Source organism: Subtercola boreus (genome assembly GCF_003399635.1).
GTDB classification, from domain to species: Bacteria; Actinomycetota; Actinomycetes; order Actinomycetales; family Microbacteriaceae; genus Subtercola; species Subtercola boreus_B.
This window is the reverse complement of sequence record NZ_NBXB01000002.1, coordinates 47,696-65,113: the sequence shown is the minus strand read 5'-3', so window position 1 is coordinate 65,113 and position 17,418 is coordinate 47,696. Positions and strand designations below refer to the sequence as shown.

Annotated in this window: 7 protein-coding genes; 2 read left to right on the top strand and 5 right to left on the bottom strand. The window is 66.0% G+C overall.

Going from position 1 to position 17,418, the window contains the following annotated elements:
* Window positions 1–170 precede the first annotated feature (170 nt).
* The 5 genes from B7R22_RS18725 to B7R22_RS00710 all read right to left on the bottom strand — a co-directional run bounded on the left by B7R22_RS18725 (window position 171) and on the right by B7R22_RS00710 (window position 11,697).
* Window positions 171–788, bottom strand: coding sequence for a hypothetical protein (locus B7R22_RS18725; RefSeq protein WP_147305258.1), 618 nt, complete (start codon window positions 786–788; stop codon window positions 171–173).
* Window positions 789–1,464: 676 nt separating this feature from the next.
* Window positions 1,465–1,986 (bottom strand): hypothetical protein, encoded by a 522-nt coding sequence (locus B7R22_RS00725; protein WP_116409917.1) that lies wholly within the window; start codon window positions 1,984–1,986, stop codon window positions 1,465–1,467.
* Window positions 1,987–2,355: 369 nt separating this feature from the next.
* Window positions 2,356–3,006: a hypothetical protein gene (locus B7R22_RS00720; RefSeq protein WP_147305257.1), complete on the bottom strand. Its 651-nt coding sequence runs from the start codon at window positions 3,004–3,006 to the stop codon at window positions 2,356–2,358.
* Between the two features lie 40 nt (window positions 3,007–3,046).
* Complete coding sequence (locus B7R22_RS00715; protein WP_147305256.1) at window positions 3,047–9,991, bottom strand: PA14 domain-containing protein; 6,945 nt, start codon at window positions 9,989–9,991, stop codon at window positions 3,047–3,049.
* 197 nt (window positions 9,992–10,188) lie between these two features.
* The gene (locus tag B7R22_RS00710) at window positions 10,189–11,697 is read right to left on the bottom strand and encodes an LssY C-terminal domain-containing protein (protein ID WP_116409914.1); all 1,509 of its coding nucleotides are present in this window, start codon (window positions 11,695–11,697) and stop codon (window positions 10,189–10,191) included.
* Between the two features lie 126 nt (window positions 11,698–11,823).
* Here B7R22_RS00710 and B7R22_RS19420 point away from each other — a divergent pair, with 126 nt between their 5' ends.
* A complete protein-coding gene (locus B7R22_RS19420) occupies window positions 11,824–13,917 on the top strand; it encodes a hypothetical protein (protein WP_116409913.1) in 2,094 nt (697 codons plus the stop codon).
* A gap of 77 nt (window positions 13,918–13,994) precedes the next feature.
* The gene (locus B7R22_RS00700) at window positions 13,995–17,402 is read left to right on the top strand and encodes a tetratricopeptide repeat protein (protein WP_116409912.1); all 3,408 of its coding nucleotides are present in this window, start codon (window positions 13,995–13,997) and stop codon (window positions 17,400–17,402) included.
* Window positions 17,403–17,418: the final 16 nt, after the last annotated feature.

Below are 17,418 nucleotides of genomic sequence, written 5' to 3'. Positions count from 1 at the left end.
AGACCATGAACGACCCAACCACCGCGATCGAGGAGGTGACAACACTGCCCGAACTCATCGCCGCCTAAGCTTCAACCACTGACCTCAACCGGCAAAGCGAAAGCACACCACTCGAGGGGACGTCACCGCAGGCTGCCGCGAAGTCGCACTGGAAACACTATGTAGATGCATCACGGGCATCCACCTTTGCCTTGGACCGCTTTCATCTTGGCGAGGAGAGGTGCAGCCAGAGGTGCAGCCGACCGGCGTGAACAACCGGATTGGGAGCACCCGAGTCGAGATCCGGGTCTCAGAACCAGATCCCTCCTGCCACCCAGTGAATTGAGAAGAGACACAGAGAATCCGGTTTCCGGCAGCCCGATGATTCGGAAGCCAATCAGTTCGATTGACCGAATCTGGCTCGCGCCCACGCTGAGAAACGGCGGCGCGCCCCACTTTGACGTCCCCCAGAGCTGAATGCCGTCCGCGTCGATCACGACAGACAACCAGGAGAAGGCGCTCGGCTTGAAGCGATCCGGCATCTTGGCCGGATCAGGGATTCCGCGCAGTCCGGCTCGGGTGGGCCCGTCGAGAAGTGCCGTGAAGAGAACTGCTTCGGCGTGCTCTTTTCGCAGACGCCTGTTTCGTAGCGCGAGCGGGCAGAGTGCAACCGTCATAACCAGCACATAGACAATGAAGAAAACAACCAATGTCGCGGAGACGATGTCTTGCTGACCGCCGATTCCCGCTGCAATAAGCCGCAGCACTGTGCTCCCTGCAACCAGCAGGTAGCAGAACCGCACGGCCATCGTGATGACCCAGGATGGAATCTCACGCGACTTTGATACGTCGGTGGAATAAATACAGGACTCCTCTCAGCTCGCGCGGTTCGCTCTAATCGGTGTCCGCCGCCCTGAAGGGCGGGAGTTTGTTGGGTAGGCCAGGCATGAACGTTTTTCCGTCGGCGCTCAGGAAAAGTTCATGCGTCCCCAAGTTGATGGATTGGAGCGCTTCTCTTAGCTCGCGTACAAGCTCTGAATCTTCTTCACTTGCGGATCCGCCCTTAGCCATGTCCGCCAAGGCTCGATTTTCAGGCAACCTGAGTGCAGCTCCCAGTGAATCTGTACTCAAGTGAACGACTATCGCCCAACCCTGACTCACTGGGGAAAGCGCGCGAAGTTGAAGTGCGACGTCGTCCGAACTCATCACCTCCGGCAGCTGAGCAAGGTAGGCGAAGATCGGACAGGCTTCGTTGATTGGCGGCGTATTCATTGTTCATTGTTCATTGTTCATTGTTCATTGTTCTCGAGCATCTGGGCATGTCGTCCTGAAACGCACTCCGTCCCGAGCTCTCGCTGCGATTCACTGCTGCCATGTCGGCGAGGTTGGCCCTCGGTCAGCAGGTTCACGTGACGGTCGCCGCAGACCAATGACCGCCCCAAACGGTTGTGAACGACGCGGCAAACCGAATTATTGTTCATGCGGTCAGATCGCCCCGATTCGAAGAAAAAAGGCCAATGCGCCTGCAACCAACCCGACTCCCAACAACACCCACTGCCACCGGCTACGGTGTTGCCGATATGGATCACTAGGCACCGCTGGTCCGTTGCACTCGGCAGAAAGGTCGAACGCCGAGTCAAGCCGGTCAGCCCTTGTCTTTTGATCGAGGTACGGTTCCCCCGCAGCTCTTATCGTGCGGCCCGATGCCGGGTCCAACTCCTCAACTTCCTGATAACTGCGCTCGAGGGTTGTGTATCCGTAACGCACTTCGTTAGCGGCCCGGTAGAACGCGACATAGTGCAGGGTGCCCGCGCCAAGAACGCTTGTGCCGACTAAACCCAAGACCACAAAAAAGACAAACTCGCTTCCCGGGTACCGGTGAATACCCACGAACGTGAGGATCAAAAGGGAGACTATGGATGCGATCGCGAATCGTGCCATCTGCGCAGCCGGCCGAGCCAGAACACCGGCCGATCTACCGGGAATCATAAAGCGTGCCACCGTCACTCACCCTTCCTAGGGCTGCCAAGTCGCGATGAGGGAACACCTAGCCCGAAGATAGCCGTTGCGACTGCCCATTGTCCGCTCCATACTCCCGCGAACGCATTGCCTGCCTGCCTGCCTGCGCCATCCTGCCAACCTTAGAAATCTGAGAGATAGCACCCACTCCGGGCTTGAGGAACCAGTATTAGCCGAAGACCCAGACAAGCACTTCGAGCGGAACAAGAATCCAGACGACCAACCCATGGGCCAACGTCGCGAGAATCAGGCCCCCGGAGCCGTAGGCCGTAGTTGATCAATTCTTCCCCGAGGTGGTTCCATATTTGGAAGGGACCGCAAGAGCACTCGCGCGTGCCCGCAGACGAGTTGAACGGGTCAAGGGCGCCCACCGATGCCTTGGATTTCTTTCACTTTGGCGAGCAGGCGTGCAGCCGACCGTCGAGAGCAACCGGACTGATAGCACCAGAGTCGGGATCCCGGTCTCAGAATCAGATCCCTCCTGCCACCAAATGAATCGAGGAAGGACATATTGAATCCGGTTTCCGGCAGCCCAATGATTCGGAAGCCAGTCAGTTCAATTGACCGGATTTGGCTTTCGCCTATGCTGAGGAATGGCGGCGCGCCCCACTTTGATGTACCCCAGAGCTGAATACCGTCAGCGTCGATCACGACAGAGAACCAGGGATAGGCGCTTGGTTTGAAGAGATCCTGCATCTTGGCCAGATCAGGGATCCCGGGCAGTCCAGCTCGAGTGGGCCCCTCGAAAAGTGCCGTGAAGCGAACTGCATTGGGGTGCTCCTTTCGCAGACGTCTGTTTCGCAATGCGAGCGGGCAGAGCGCAACCGTCATAGCCAACACGTAGACGATGAAGAACACAACAAGTGTCGCGGACACGATGTCCTGCTGACCGCCTGACGCGGCTGCGATAACCCGTAGAAGCGTCACACCCAGAACCAGCGCGTAGCCGAACAGAACGGCCATCGTTGTGATGACGGATCCAATTGCGCCAGATTTTGCCGCATTCACTGCAGGCCTCCTTGCTCTGCAGCAATGAAAATGATTTCCACTACCACAGCGGTGCACTCATCCAATCGACGATGCCTCGTGTTGCGGTCGTCGTGTCTAAGATGCATCCGGTTCCTCGCAGAGCCCAGTTCGTCATCGTTGTCATCGAATCAAGGTGTTTTGCACCGCCGACCACACTGCCGCCCAAGGGCCCGAGGGCGAGGCTCGCTAATCCGATTCCGCAACTCCTGGTGTTGGCGTCCAGGAGACAGTCCATTCCGGTCGATCCCGCTCCAGCCGCCTCACCGATCATCAGAACTGCCACGCCCGCCGCAGGGTTCCATCTCCCGACCCCGATTGCCACCGGCAGCGACAAGGCACTGACCACACTCATCACCGTCGATACATTCCGATATCCCTGCGTATCCGCCGCCGTCGCGGGAGAAAAATACATCTGATAGGGAAGACCAGCCATACTCCGAGAATTGTTTGTAGCTCTCGCAACCCCGCTTGTTCCCGCCCTCAGCCCGCTCATCAGAGCACCATAGGAGCAGTTCCCGCAGTCCTGGCGGTTGCCCGACAGGTCGAAGCCGTTGACGGGGTCGTTGGGGTAGTTGTAGGCGTTCGAGTTGCCGCCCTCGACGGAGTCGACGCCGAGGAAGCGGCCGAGGGCCGGCACGTACTGGCGGGAGCCCATCTCGATGGTCGCGACGGAACCTTCGTGCTCGTAGAGCTTGCTGTTGGCGCCGACCCAGGCGTGGTCCGCTGAGCCGGGAAGGTTGTCGGGTACCGCATCGTCGCCGGCCGAGGTACCGATCGCGCCGGTGTCGGAGAAGGGCTGGCCGAAGGGGTCGTAACGGAACTGCGGCGAGCGCGTACCCGATTGGTTCGCGGTGACGATCACGTCGCCGTGGATGTTCGGGTACGACCACGCCTGGTCGCCGGTCGAGGGAATGACCACACTGACGCCGCCGGGAAGTGAAAGCATCCGCGAGGGAGCACTCACCCCATCGATGACCATGACAGGCGCGCCGCCGCCGGCGTACAGGTAGTGCACGGTCGAGGTTCCCGTTCCGGGCCCCGTGCCGGGAACAACGGTGGTTCGCGAGATGACCCGGCCCGACGCGTCGCGGGCGTAGGTGATGGTGGTACCGCTCGCGAGGATGGTCACCATGTGGCGGTTGGCCGAGTCGTAGGCGAGGGTCTGGTCGGCCAGTTTCGTGATGTTGCCGTGCACGTCGTACGCCAGTTCGGTGGCCGCAAGGCCGTCGGCGACGGGGCCGGCATCCGGGACCGGGTTGGTGATCGACGATGACGTGAGCCGGTCGGTGTTGTCGTAGCAGTAGTCGGTGGTGGTCGTGACACCGCCGGCGGTGTCTGTCGAGCTGGTGCGGTTGCCGTTCAGGCCGGCCGCTTTGGCCACGCCGCAGCCACCCGCCCTGGCATACCCGAATGACTGGTCATGACCGGGGAGTGTCGCGGCGGCAAGGCGGCCCGCTGTGTCGTACGTGTACGTCGAGTCCTGCGGGGCGGCCGTGCCGTCGGTGGTGCTGTCCCGCAGCACCCGGCCGGACTGCGAACGGAGAACAGTGTCGGTCAGCGGGGATCCTGCGGGGAACGTCCACCCGAGGGAGGTCGTCGCACCGACGGTGTTGCGGCCGATGACCGACAGGGCTGATCCGTTGCCCCCAGCGCCAGCGCCCGAGGGGTAGGCGACCGAAACCAGCCGGCCGAGTGAGACTCCCGCCGTGCCGTAGGCGGGCACCGCGACGATGCTGCCGTTGTCGGTGACGCGGATGACCCGACCCTCGGCGTCATAGACGTACTCCTCCGTGGATGTCGCGGCGGCACCGGCCGCAACCGTCACCGTTCGCGTGACCTGCCCGAGCGCGTTGTAGGTGGGCGTCGTGACCGTTTTCCAAACGTCGGTGTACGAGGTCGTTCGTCCGAGGAAGTCGACGGTCGTCGTGACCGTTCCTGCCGTGGTCGTCGAGGCGATGCTCGAGTCGGTCACGCTGCTCGAGAAGGGGTCTCCGCCGACGGCAAAGTCCGCCACGACGGTCCGGGCCGGCTGGAGGGTCGCACCCGAGCCGAAGGCCGGGAGTGTGGTCTTCACGACCCTGCCCCGGGCGTCGTAGGTGACGCACGACCACGTTCCGGAGTCATCGTCGGTGGTCCCGACGACCCTGCCCATCCTGTCGTAGAGGTACCACGTCGACATCGGGACGGAACTGCCAGCCGACAGTGGGCTGGCCGATTTTCGCAGCATGCCGTACTGCGGGGTGCCAAGCGCTACGCCGCAGACCGGTGCCGTGTAGTGGACGGATGGGTACAGCTCCTCGAAGGCGCCCCTCGCGCTGTAGTAGCTGTAGGTCGTGGAGCCACCGGCCGCCGGGAGCGTACGGGAGGTGCGCCGGAGGTAGCCGTCGGCCGAGTTCTCGTAGCCTGTCGTGGTAGTGAGCTTGAGGCCCTCGGGGTTGACGATGGTGGCGGCGACCAGGCCGAGCCAGGGCGAGGCCCCGTAGTCGGTACTGGTCTGAATGCCCGGGACGCGGCTGTCGCTGATGCCGGGGATCCCAGGCGGCGCGGCATCGAAGGCGCTGGTCGTGGTGACGAGCCCGTAGTCCGGCGTCAACTGCGCCGCCGGGATGACAACAGGACTGGATGCCCCGGGTGGCGTCCATTCGAGAACCAGGCTCGCACCGGGGCCGGCCTGGTTGGCATAGTCCAGCCTGATCGGAAGGCTCTGGCCCGCGGCGACAGTCACCCGATCACTGATGGGGGAGCGATGCGACGCGGATGAGATGTTGTCGTCGATTCTGACCACGTTGTCGATCCAGAGCCGTGTGCCATCGTCGGCGACGGTACTGAAGGTGTAGTCCCCCGCGACCGGGAACGTGACCCGACCTGTGAGACGGGCCGCCCACGCCGTAGCGGGGATGCCCGAAGCCGGCGCGGACGTTCCCCACGATCTACTGATCACACCGGCGGTTGAGCTGCCGGGAAGGCCGAGGCTGTAGGCCTTGGGCACTCCCGAGAAGGACGCGTTGTCGTAGTAGGCGACGTTCAGGCTGTTCAGCGCGCCGTCGTATCCGGTCGAGGTGTGAGCCGTGGTGATCTGGCAGGCCGCGCTCGGCGTGTAGCTGCCGGCCGCGAAACAGCTGGCTGCAGCCGGCCCGAAACTGTCAGTGGCTCGGTGACTGGCGTCATAGAGGGTCGTGCTTGTCAGGCCCTGCGCGTTGGTGACGGAGAGTGTCTGATCCCTGTCGTTCCAGACGGTGGAGGCCGTGAGCCCCGCTGCCGACGTGGCGGAGGTCGCGCGGCCGTTGGCATCGAACGTCACGGTCTGGGCATGCCCGGATGTTCCGGTGGTGTTGGGAAGCACCGCACCCGTGACGATGTCGAAGAGGTCGACGAAGGTCCTGCCGTCCGCCGCGGTGACGCCGGGGGAGGCGGCGACCGGCGCAGTGTCGTAGGTGTACTTCTTCGTCGGGCGCTCGGTTGTGCTGATGCCGTTCGCAGAGGAGAGCGAGACGCTGGCCACTCTGTTGCGGTTCACGGCGGGGTCGTAGGCGATCTCCGTGCGGTTCTGCCGCTCGGCGACACGAGTGGTGTCAGCGAGAAGCCAGTCATTCTGGAGAACGTCCCTGGTGGCGAGGAGTCGGCCCGCACTGTCATAGGCGAACGACGTGCGTGCGCTGCCCGGGTTCGTGATCCGGGAGAGATAGCCGTTCGCGTCGTATTCGAGCTCGGTGAAGTCCTGCGCCCCGACCTGGTGGTTCGGGTAGACGATCCGGCAGAGCAGCGGTCCGGCGCTCTGTCGCGCCGCTGCTGTGAGGGTCGCCGGATTGGTCTTGCAGACCCGCGAACTCCAGAGGTCTGCGGAATCCAGACCGGCGGTTGCCTGGGTGTCCGTCGTGTAGATGAACTTCAGCTGCCGGTCGAAGCCGCCCGACGGACTCAGGGAGAGCCTGTCACTGATGGTGTCGACGGCGCCCGTGTCGCTCCTGAACTTCACGACAGGTGCGGCCGGTTTCTTCGCCTCCGCCGGGTTCGTGACCTCCGTGACCTTTCCGTCACTTCCGAAGACGTAGGTCGTGCCGGCTTCGTCGGTCAGGCTGATCTGGCCGGATGCGGCGACCGCCAGGATCCCGTCTTCGCCGACCGGCGGCGCGTACGTGTTCGCACTGGTGGCGGACTTCTTGTAGGTGTGGGTTGCGCCCGCCGCATCGGTGAGGATGACGGACCCTTCCGCCACGCGAGCACTCGAGTAGTAGCCACTCGGCCCGGCGATCGGTGTGGAGCTCGACCATCCTGCAGGCAACGTCGAGACGGTGCGGGTAAACCAGCTCGACGGAACGATGAAGCCCGGGCCGGTGTCGCCCGTCTTCCGGGCCAGTAGCTGAACCGCCGCACCGCCACCGTTCTCGTAGTACTGCACGTTCAGCGCGACCGGGATGCGAGACAGGGAAGTGGACGATCCCCATCCGCTGCCGGCGCTCGTCGTCCACTGGTCTATCACGGCCGTGCCACCGATCCTGGCCCTGATTCCATCGTCCCTGGTCCAGCCGAACTGGTACGAAGTGGCTGCGTCGTCGGGCGAGCGCACGAAACCCTGCCACTCGGCCATGAAGTAGTCCGGGTCGACGCCCGCCGCCGGGGAGCCCACGCCCCAGTTGAAACTGATCTGCGGGTCGACACGGGACATCACTGACGTCGCGGCGTCGATGTCGAAGTTCGGCGAGGCCGCCCCCGGAGCGAGCGCGTTGAAGTACCGGGCGTTCAGGCCTGCGTTCGAGGGTGCCTGGGAGTTGTAGGTGAACGACATTCCCATCGGGCCGCCCACCGTCGAAACCGTCGGCGAGGCGACCTGCATCGTCAGGTTGCCAGTGGCCAAGTTCACCGAGACCGGACCTGCAGTGTCAGACGGCGACGGACCGCCCACGCCCAGCCGTTTGTTCACCGTGAACGTGCTGACCCAGCCCGGACCGTACACACCGCTGGAGTCCTTGGTGAGAACCGACCAACTGTAGGTGCCACCATCCTGGAGAGAAGTAGGATCCGCGGGGGTGAACGTCGTACCGGACTGCCAGCCCGAGTCGAGAACCGCGCCCGTGACAGCATCCGTGCCCGTCGCGATCCGAAAATCATAGGTGAACCCGAGCCCGTTGGGATGCGTCGTCGGCGAGACACGGAAATCCGGCGTCGTCGTAGCGACAACGGCCTTGTCGACAGGAGAGGCACTCGCTTGCGACGTGACCGCAGGATTGTTCGTTGTGAACGAGTAGACGTTGCTACCCGGCCACACCGGGTAGGCCGGGTAGACGTTGAAGTATCCGTTGTAGACGTGCTCCTGCCAGTAGTACGTCGTGTTCGGCCTCAGCCGACCCGCGGGTACTGTCACTGAATCTGCGGTGCCCTGCCAGAGGGAGTCGAACACCGTGTCGACATCGGGATTCGGATTGGTGCTGAGTCGGAACAGGTGGTTCAGCGGCAGACCATCGGGCGATGATCCACCGCCGACACTCAACCTGGGTGTGTAGCCCTCGTTCTTCGAGCCGGTGGCGATGGACGGGCTGTTCCCGGTGGACGGATAGTCGATGTACTGCACGTAGAGGCGGGTCTCGACGTTCTTCAGCGTGAACTGGCCAGGGGTCTCGTCACCGCCGAGCATGAACCGCCAACCCGAGTTGTTGCCCCGGATCCAGTCGGCGAGCTTGAACTGCAGCCGGGTGTCGTCGGGGTTTGTCTGCCCGCCGGTGACGTTGTCAGCCGGAATCGTTCCGAGACCGGCGCCCGGGCACGCGAATCCTGTGCAAGTGATGTCGTTGACGTTGATGGGGTGCGGGTCCGCGCTGTAGCCCGGATAGACGCCCGTGATGCCGATGGCGGCACGAAGTACCTGCTTGCCGAAGAACTGCTCGTAGTTGTAGTGGACGATGGTGCGCCACATGCCGTGGCCGTTCGAGTTGCCAGCCCAGACGCCTGCGTTGGTGTTCGTCAGGTTGGCAGTTCGTCCGTCACTGCTCCGGTAGGCGATCTCCTCGTCGTTGTCACTCGATCCCACCGCCGGGTCCACAGAGACGGGGAACACTCGGGCGGGATCCGACAGCCATGCGGCATCGGGCTGCACGGTGACGACAAGGCGCCCGTTCTGGTGCAGGAGGCCGAGACGCACGGGGCCGGAGGCAGAGTCGCCGATGCCCGAGCCGGAGGAGTCCCACATGGCAGGCGGGGGTATCGAGAACGTCGACTCCCCTGAGAGTGTCGAGAAGGTGATCCCGCCGTCGGGATCCACTGCTCCAGTGAGGCTGCCGGCATCCACCTCCCAACTCCAGGTCGGTGAGCTCTCCGGCCTCCGGTTGACGCGGAAGACCTCGTTCAGGCCCGCCTTCTGCACGTCGTAGACGAGGTCGACAGCGGGGAACACCTCCCGGTACTCCAGGTGGTTCTTGCTCTGGGACCACGGCGCAAGGTCTCGCTCCAACACGGAGGGTGCCGCTCCCCGAAGGGTGAATCCGATGGTGCTGCCGTCTCTCGTCAGCCTCAGCACGTTCTGGTCGTCAGCATGCTCGGCGAATTCCGGATGCAGTGGATGATCGTCGACCTTCGCACCGCCCTGCCCGAACATCGACATCGGGCCGACGGTCTGGAGCTCGGTGCGGATCGGCACCCACGCTCCACCGGAGTTCTGCACGTTGATCGGGGTCGATGACACTGCGGAGATCCGCGATCCGTCGGGGCCCGCGTAGGTGTCGGAGTATTCGTCCTTGGCCACGACCGGCCTACCCTGAGGATCGAAACCCTCGAGCGAGTCGTCGCTCGAGTCCGGTCGCTCGTGGGCGGGCAGAGGCAGAGCGACGGGAGCAGACTCAGCATCGACGGCTGGGGTGAGATCGAGAGGAGGAGCTTCCTCGGCAGACAGCGTCAGTGTCTGTGCGACAGGAAGCACAGGCGTCTCAGACGGTTCCAGGGGCAGATCTGTTTCCGACTCCGTGGAAGTCATGGCCGGCGCACCCGCACCGGCCGCTGTGGCTCGAACTGGCGACCCGACCAGCAAGATGGCCGCCAGCGCGACCGCGAACGAAACCGAGACAACCGACCGCGTCGACAGCACCGCACACCCCAACTGGCCGAAGCCCTCAGATCCTTTCCCCTAGGGGAAGACTACTGAGGTATCGTCAGTTTAAGAAATCGGTGCGGTCAGGCGGCGAGTTCCTCGCGACCGACGACCACGGCCGCACCGAGGCGCGCCTCACGCGCGGCCCTCCGCCGGATGCGACGCTGGCGCGCGAAGACCCGGGCGTCAGCGGAAGACAGCGAGAACAGCACGAGGATGTCGAACGAGAGGTTGACGAGCCCGGTCGTGAGCGTGATCGCCGTACCGTTCGTGAAGTAGTCGATCGCCACAGTTCCGGCGCCCAGCAGGCTCACTCCGAGCACCAGGAATCGCGCCCAGTTGAACCCCGCGAAGACCAGCTGGGCGAGCAACAGGTAGACCACGTAGGCGACGATCGCGCTGCCGATCACGATCCAGAGCACGATGTTCGCGAGGTCGCGCGAGTCGATGTCCGGACCCACGGGCAGGTCGATCGTCACCGTCTTGATGGAGTCGGCCCACGTCGTGAGCACCGCCACCACCGAACCCACGCCGATCGCACCGCGAACCACCATCAGCAGGTAGCTCACGTAGATCGAGATCGGCCGCTTCACGCGGTTCGACGATCCGGAGTCGCGCGCCGTCTGGATGACGTTCTGGCCGAGCAGCAGGGCATCTGCCGGCATGCCCGTCGAATCGACCTCGGCCGCACTCTGGGCACCCTCGGCCGAAGGCTCCACCGCGCGCAGGTCGATGATCGGCAGGTCGCCGTCTGTCGTGATCGCATCACCACCGCCGTTCACCGCGTGGTACCCCGTGGAGAAATTGCGGATGACCGTGAAGACGCCCCGCGGGTTCGCCTGTTCGAGCGTGGTCACGATGTGGTCGCGCTCGATGTCAGTCTCGCGCTCGATCCGGTGGGTCACCTGCAGGGTGAAGAGGGAGAGCCCGACGTTGCGGTCATACGTTCCCGCCGCCATCCACTCCGCCGAGTACCCGCCGGGCAGCAACCAGCCGGGAGGGGTCTTCCAGAACCGCACGTGGTGACGCTTGGCGGGGTTGCCCGCCACCTCCTGCTGGTAGGTGAAATCCTGGATGTTTCCGAACAGGTAGAGCGGGCTCACGGGCGCATCGGAGTAGCTGCGGCGGAAGATCGTCGACGACACGATGCGGAGCGCGCTGCGGAATCCCACTTCGTCGGCTTTGTGCCATCCGGCGGCGAGCATCGCGGTGTGCAGCTGCGCCTCTGCGCCGAAGAGAGCGAGGTTGACCGGATCGCCGAGCAGTCCCTCGTGCGTACGGGCCCGCCCGATGAAGTAGTCGGGCACATAGATGAGAGTCAGCATGCTGTGGATGCGCGGCAGCAGCAGATACGCGAGCAACAACCAGAAGACGAGCAGGAACCAGACGTACTGGAACCCCCGGCTGAAGGTCTCCGAGAGCACCAGGTAGGCGAGCCAGCCCGCGGCGACCGCGCCGAGGAAGAAGAAGACGTTGTCGAGCACCACTTCGAACGACGCCCGGCGACGCTCGGGAAGGGGGAGCGCTCTGGCGGAGCGCGGCACGAACGGCGCGGGAGAGTTCTCCGTCTGCGGCGTCTCGATCTGCGTCATGCCTCAACCGTAAAGCACCGCTGCTTCCGCGACCACGACTGAGAGACAACTGAGTAAACGTCAGATTAGACTCGTGTTTCCCCTAGCCTCAGCAGTGGGACAGATCACGAGAAGAAGGACACCCGCATGTCGAGCACCGCAACGCGCCCGGGGGGTCGCGAGCACCGCAACCCGGAGACCGGCGCCTACTCCGTCGGAGTGGCCGTTGTGCGCCCGCGGGCGGAACGTTCTGAACGCGCGGAGCGCCCGGAACGCGCGGAGCGCCCTGAACGCCCTGAACGTTCCGAGGGCGACGGCTGGTTGCGGCGCACTCCGGTGCGCCTGTTCGGCGGCGAGGGGCGGATGATCGGTGTCGACGCGGCTCGTGGCCTGGCCGTTGCCGGGCTCGTGATCGGCGTGCTCGTGCCGGCCCTCGGCGCAGGTCTCGGCGCAGGTCTCGGTAACGGCGGCGACGCGGCAGCCGGTGCTGTGGATGCCGGGGCCGTGAATGCCCGTGCTCTGGATGCCGGGGCTGTCCACATCGGTGAGCTGCTCGCGCTCGTCACGACTGCGCTGTTCGTGCTGGTTGCCGGCGTCTCTGCCTCCCGGCTGATGGCAGGGAGTCCGGGAGGGTCGCTGCGTGTCGCCGTTCGGGCTGGTGTGCTCTTCGCGCTCGGCGCGATCGTGGGCGGTGCTGCAGGCGTCGACGGCGCGCCTGCCGAGCGCATCGTCACCCAGCCGGCGGTGATGCTGCAGATGCTCGGAGCGCTCACCTTTCTCTCCCTCTTCCTCCGGACACCACGCGCACGGAGCCTGTTCGTGATCGCTGGTGCAGGCATCCTCGTTCTCCCTGCCTGCAACTCCGCACTGATGCTCTGGGCCACCAGTCCGACGCGTGCCGCCAGCCAGGCGTGGGCCGCCAGCCAGGACGGAATCGGCGGCCAGAACCTGTCCGGCCTCCTCCGGGAGTCCGTTCTGCTGATCGCGTCAGGCGCCTTCCCTGTGCTCACCTGGTGCGCTCCGTTCCTCGCGGGGCTGGCGATCGGCCGGATGATTAAGGGTCGCCTGTGGCGGCCCTTCGCGCTGCTCGCTGCCGGAGGGGTCTGCTTCGCACTCGCTGTGGGAGGCTCCTTTCTCGTCGACCGCGGCTTCGACCCGGGGAGCCGCGGATACCAGATCCTCGGTTCGCTCTTCCCTTCCGCGCCGACGACGGCGGTCTCTCCTGTGCGCGTCGACATTCCGGGGGCCGTCGACATTCTCGGGGCCGCAGCAGTCGCGCTCACCCTGGTGGCCCTCTGCGTGCTTCTCGTGCGGCCGCTCCGCTGGATCACGCTCCCCCTCAGTGCGCTCGGCTCGCTCGCCCTGACGACATCGACAGCGCTCTTCGCCGCACTCCTGCTCGCACCGAGGGCGGTCGACGACGGTTGGTCTCTTCTCACCTCCCGCGCTTCCGGGGTGTCGGCCGAGTTCGGAACGGTACTGGCGCTTGCCGCCGTGCTGGCCTCTGCCGCCCTGCTCGCCACGCTCTGGAGAGCCCTGCTCGGAAACGGACCGGTGGAACGGGTCGTCGCTCTGGCCGGAACCCTCTCGGAGCGAGCGCCGTTCGACGCTGGTGTCGCGGAGTCGGAATCGGACGCGAAGTCGAAGTCGACCCAGCCTCTCCGGCGGTCATCTTTCGCGCCGGAGACCACGGAGCCGGACACCCCGGCCCGGGCGGTTTCCCCCGCGCCTGTCCCGGCTCCCGCTCCTGCCCCGTCGCCGTCTCCCGCTCTGGCGTTCGGCGACCGAGACGCACCGCGACGCGAGCCGGACCGGCTGCCCGAGGTGGTTCCTGAGCCGCGGGTTCGCTTCTCACTCAAACAGCCCCCGCCTGTGGCCGTGGCGGCCGCACGCAGCGATGGCACCGTCAGCGACAACAGCCGAGAGCCGGCCGAGCCGGCAGACCGCGCAGCCCGGGGTGGAGCATCCACACCACGCCGGCCCGCGCGCCAGAGGCAGGGCATGCCGGGCCGCACCAGCGCGCCGCCGAAGCCGCAACGGAGCCGGCGTCGAGACGCCGTGCCCGCACCCGAACCTCGCGACGAACGGGAGACGGTGCCTGCCGTCTCTTCACCGAGCCCTGTCCCATCCGTGGGCTCCCGACCCGGCGATTTCGGCGCCCGACCCGGCGGTGCCGAACCGACCGTGCCTCCCAGCACCCGCTGGAACTCGGGCCAGTCCCTCGGCCGACTCCCCTACTGAGATCCACGCCACGGCATTGGCTACACTCATCTGCCCGACCATCCTGAGTACGAAAGCCGGGTGAGACACCCCCTTCCATGCAGTACGAAAAGCACGCGGAGCGACTCCTCCGCGAAGGTGATCGCCTTCCCGGAGGCGCCCTTCAGCGCGCGCTGTTCGACGAGGCGACGCGCGTCGCGGGACTGTCCGACGACGAGTCCCTGCTCTACAGCGCTCGACTCCGGATCGTCGCGTCATCCGCCCGGACAGGCAACACCCGAGACCTCCTCGCGCACATGGAGTGGTGTCTCGACAGGCATCTCGAAGACTCGGACCGGTTCCCGGCCGCGCCCGGAAGTGCTGGGGCATCCACGATCGAAACCGGGATGACCGTCGACCTGGGCGTCGAGTTTGCGGCTGTGCCGCCGGCGCTCGCTTCCAGCACTGTTCACTCCCTCGAGACCATCGACGAGTCACTCGATGAGCTCCGGGAGCTCCTCATCGAACGCGTCGAGCGGATGCCGCACACCGAGCAGTCACAGAGGGAGGGAGACATCCTGCTCACCGCGGCGAGGGCGGAGGCGTTCGACAGCTGCGGCCGGGAGCGGCAGGCGAGCGAGCAGCGGGCACGATTGATGCGGCTCCTTCGGGGTCACAACACGACAGCGACCTCCCGCGGTGCAGACCACCCGGGAGCCACCTCGGCGACTGCCGGCGGGACGGCCGGCGGCGGAAGCGGCGCCGACGGCGGAGTCGACGCGGGTCACCCTGCCGAGCACCCCCTCCTCCGGGTGCGTGGAGCGTTCTCCCCTGCGCGGCGGATCGGCGAGTCACTGTTGCCCCTGCTCGCGCGCGGCCAGCTCTCCGACGCGTACCTCGAGCATCTGCGCGGCTACGAAATGCTGCGGGACGAACCTGGTCAGCTGAGTACCCTCGTGTTCCACCTCCGGTTCCTGCTCGAGAGCGGCAGTCTCGAGCGAGGGCTCCTCCTCGCGGAACGGCACCTGCACTGGCTCGCCGCAGATCCGCTCGACGAGCGCTCCTCCTTTGATGCGCTGCTGGTGATCGGTGAACTCCTCGACGCCATCTGCGAGGCGGCGACCGGCACCGTCGCACCAGGTTCCGCCGCATCAGGCCCCGGCACGACGGGCGCCGACCGACGGATCGCTGCGGCGGAGCATCCGGCGCTCGTCGACGTGCTGGGGCAGCTCGTCACCCCGGTCACGGCAGAGGCGCTGGGGGATGCCTGCTGGAGAGCTGCCGGGCAGCGAGCCGCCGCCTTCGACACGAGGAACGGCAACCGCTCCTTCGATGATCTGTTGGCGCGCGCCGAGGCACGGAGCGACATCCGCTGCGAAACTCTGGCGCGACAGGATGGGGGCGGCGAGACTGCACCGTTGCCATCGCCGTCACAGCCGACGGGGAGCACCGCGGGCCTCGACCTCGCGACGACACCCTGGTGGGGTGAGGATCGCAGCACCCTGACGGGGGCGGACTGGCTGCAGGTCGCGAAGGAACGGGCGAGCGTCGAGGATCCGGTCGGGGCCCAGATCGCACTCCGACAGGCCCATGACCTGCTCGACCGCGAAGAGGCGGAGCGCAGTCTCCCGGCCGTGACTGATCTTCGAGGCCCTGCGCGTGCGCGGCGGAGATCGCAGCGTGGCAGCCCTCGAACCCTCGATCGGGGGCACCCAGCGGTGGATGGCTCGCAGCACCCGGCCTTCGACGACCTCGTCACGGGCGCCGCCCGGCCCGGCGCGATGATCGGCCGGGGCTCTGCGGGCGGTGCTTCCGACCCCGGCACGGAGATCGGCATCGCTGGCGCAATCGGCACCGCCGGCGCAACCGGCGGCTCCCGGCCGATCAGCGTCGGCGATTCCGTCTCGGGCACGAGATGTGCGCTCCTCGACCTCGAGATCCGGCTCGCCATCGAGCAGGGCGACCTCACTCTCGCCGAGAGACTCGCCGCCTCCCGCGTCGAACTGCTGGTCGCCGACGGCCGACAGGATCTCGCCGACGTGGAACTCGAACTCGGGCTCCTGGTGTTCGGCGTGCCTCCCCAGCGCCGCAGCGGAGATCTCGAGCGCGCGCTCACCCTTCTACGCGACGGCGAATTCGACGCGGATGCCGAGCTGGGCGTGCTGAACGCCCTCGGTGAGCTGCGTCTCAGGGAAGGGAGATCCGAGGAGGCGATCGGCTATCTGCTCGCCGCTGTCGCCCTGTGCGGCCACGATCCCGACAGCACCATCGTGCAACGCCCTCTGGCCCTGCTCGCACACGCCCAGCTGAACGCCGGGCAGCCCGCCTGGGCGAGAGCGACGCTCGACCGGCTGCTGCGTCACGACCTCGACCGGGCGATGCGAGCGAGGGCGCTCCTGATGCGGGCGCGGGTGCTCCAACAGTCCGCGGATCTCCGTGTGGCGCTCGACGATGCGGATCGGGCACTCTCACTTCACCTGGAACTCCGCTACAGCAAGGGTGTAGTCGATGCCTGCGCAACACTTGCCTCGCTGCTCGAGGAACTCGGCATTCGAGCAGGTGTGGTCGAGGCGTGGCGAATGGCCGTGACGGAGGCTCAGAACTCCGCGGGACGGGCCATGGCCGGTCATCCGTTCCCCGAGCAGCTCGACGAGCACCCGGATCTGCGGATGCTGCGGCTGAGGCTCGCCCGGGCCCTGGTCTCCGCCGAGCGGGGTGCGGAGGCGACGGCGGAGCTCCTCCGCCTGTACGACCAATCGCCGACCGACGTCGGCGGGGCGCCGGGCGACACCGTTCCGGGCGACGCAGAATCATCGCCAACCACCGTCGGGCACGCAGAGATCCTCTTCTGGCTGGGGCACGCCCAGCGGCTCGCAGACGACGACGAGGCCGCCTACGCATCGTGGAGTCTCGCCCTGCGCCTCACCTCCGCTGCACGGGATGCCCGGGGTGCCGTGCGATCCGGCCTGGCCCTCGGGCGGCTGCTGCTCGACGACGACGATCCGGACGCCCTCGACGTGCTGAAGCACACACTCGACCAGGCGCGGCTCCTCGCAGACGATCCCTCCGCCGAGGTCGACGCACGGCACCTCCTCGGCATCGCCCAGTGCGCGTTCGGCGACGCGAGTGGTCTCGACACGCTCGACGGCGCCCTCGATCTCGCAGCGCGAACCGCCTTCGACATCGACGCACTCATCGCAGAGATCGCGGAGTCGCGGGCACGGGCGTTCGCCGATCTGGGCCTCGAAGCCGAGGCGTTGGTCAGCTCCGCCTGTGCAGCCCGGTTGTACGAACGACTGTGCGACCGGGCATCCGCTGGCCGGTCGCACCTGTTCACTGCACGGCTCCTCGTGACGCTCGGCCGCCACGAGGAAGCCCTTCCCGTCTACCGGCGGAGCCTCGACATGCTGCCGCCGGACACTCCCGTCGTGGAACTGGCCCTGCAGGAGTGGCAGACTGTGCGTGCGAGCCTCGTGGCGATCGGTGCTGGTCGGAGCACTCCACCGCTTACTGACTCCGCCCCGTGAGACGGGTGCCCCAGAC

What these genes read in the sequence shown, in the direction of transcription:
- B7R22_RS18725 (WP_147305258.1), bottom strand. Translation starts at nt 788, where the DNA reads ATGGCCGTGCGGTTCTGCTACCTGCTGGTTGCAGGGAGCACAGTGCTG.
- B7R22_RS00715 (WP_147305256.1), bottom strand. Translation starts at nt 9,991, where the DNA reads ATGACTTCCACGGAGTCGGAAACAGATCTGCCCCTGGAACCGTCTGAG.
- B7R22_RS00710 (WP_116409914.1), bottom strand. Translation starts at nt 11,697, where the DNA reads ATGACGCAGATCGAGACGCCGCAGACGGAGAACTCTCCCGCGCCGTTC.
- B7R22_RS19420 (WP_116409913.1), top strand. Translation starts at nt 11,824, where the DNA reads ATGTCGAGCACCGCAACGCGCCCGGGGGGTCGCGAGCACCGCAACCCG.
- B7R22_RS00700 (WP_116409912.1), top strand. Translation starts at nt 13,995, where the DNA reads ATGCAGTACGAAAAGCACGCGGAGCGACTCCTCCGCGAAGGTGATCGC.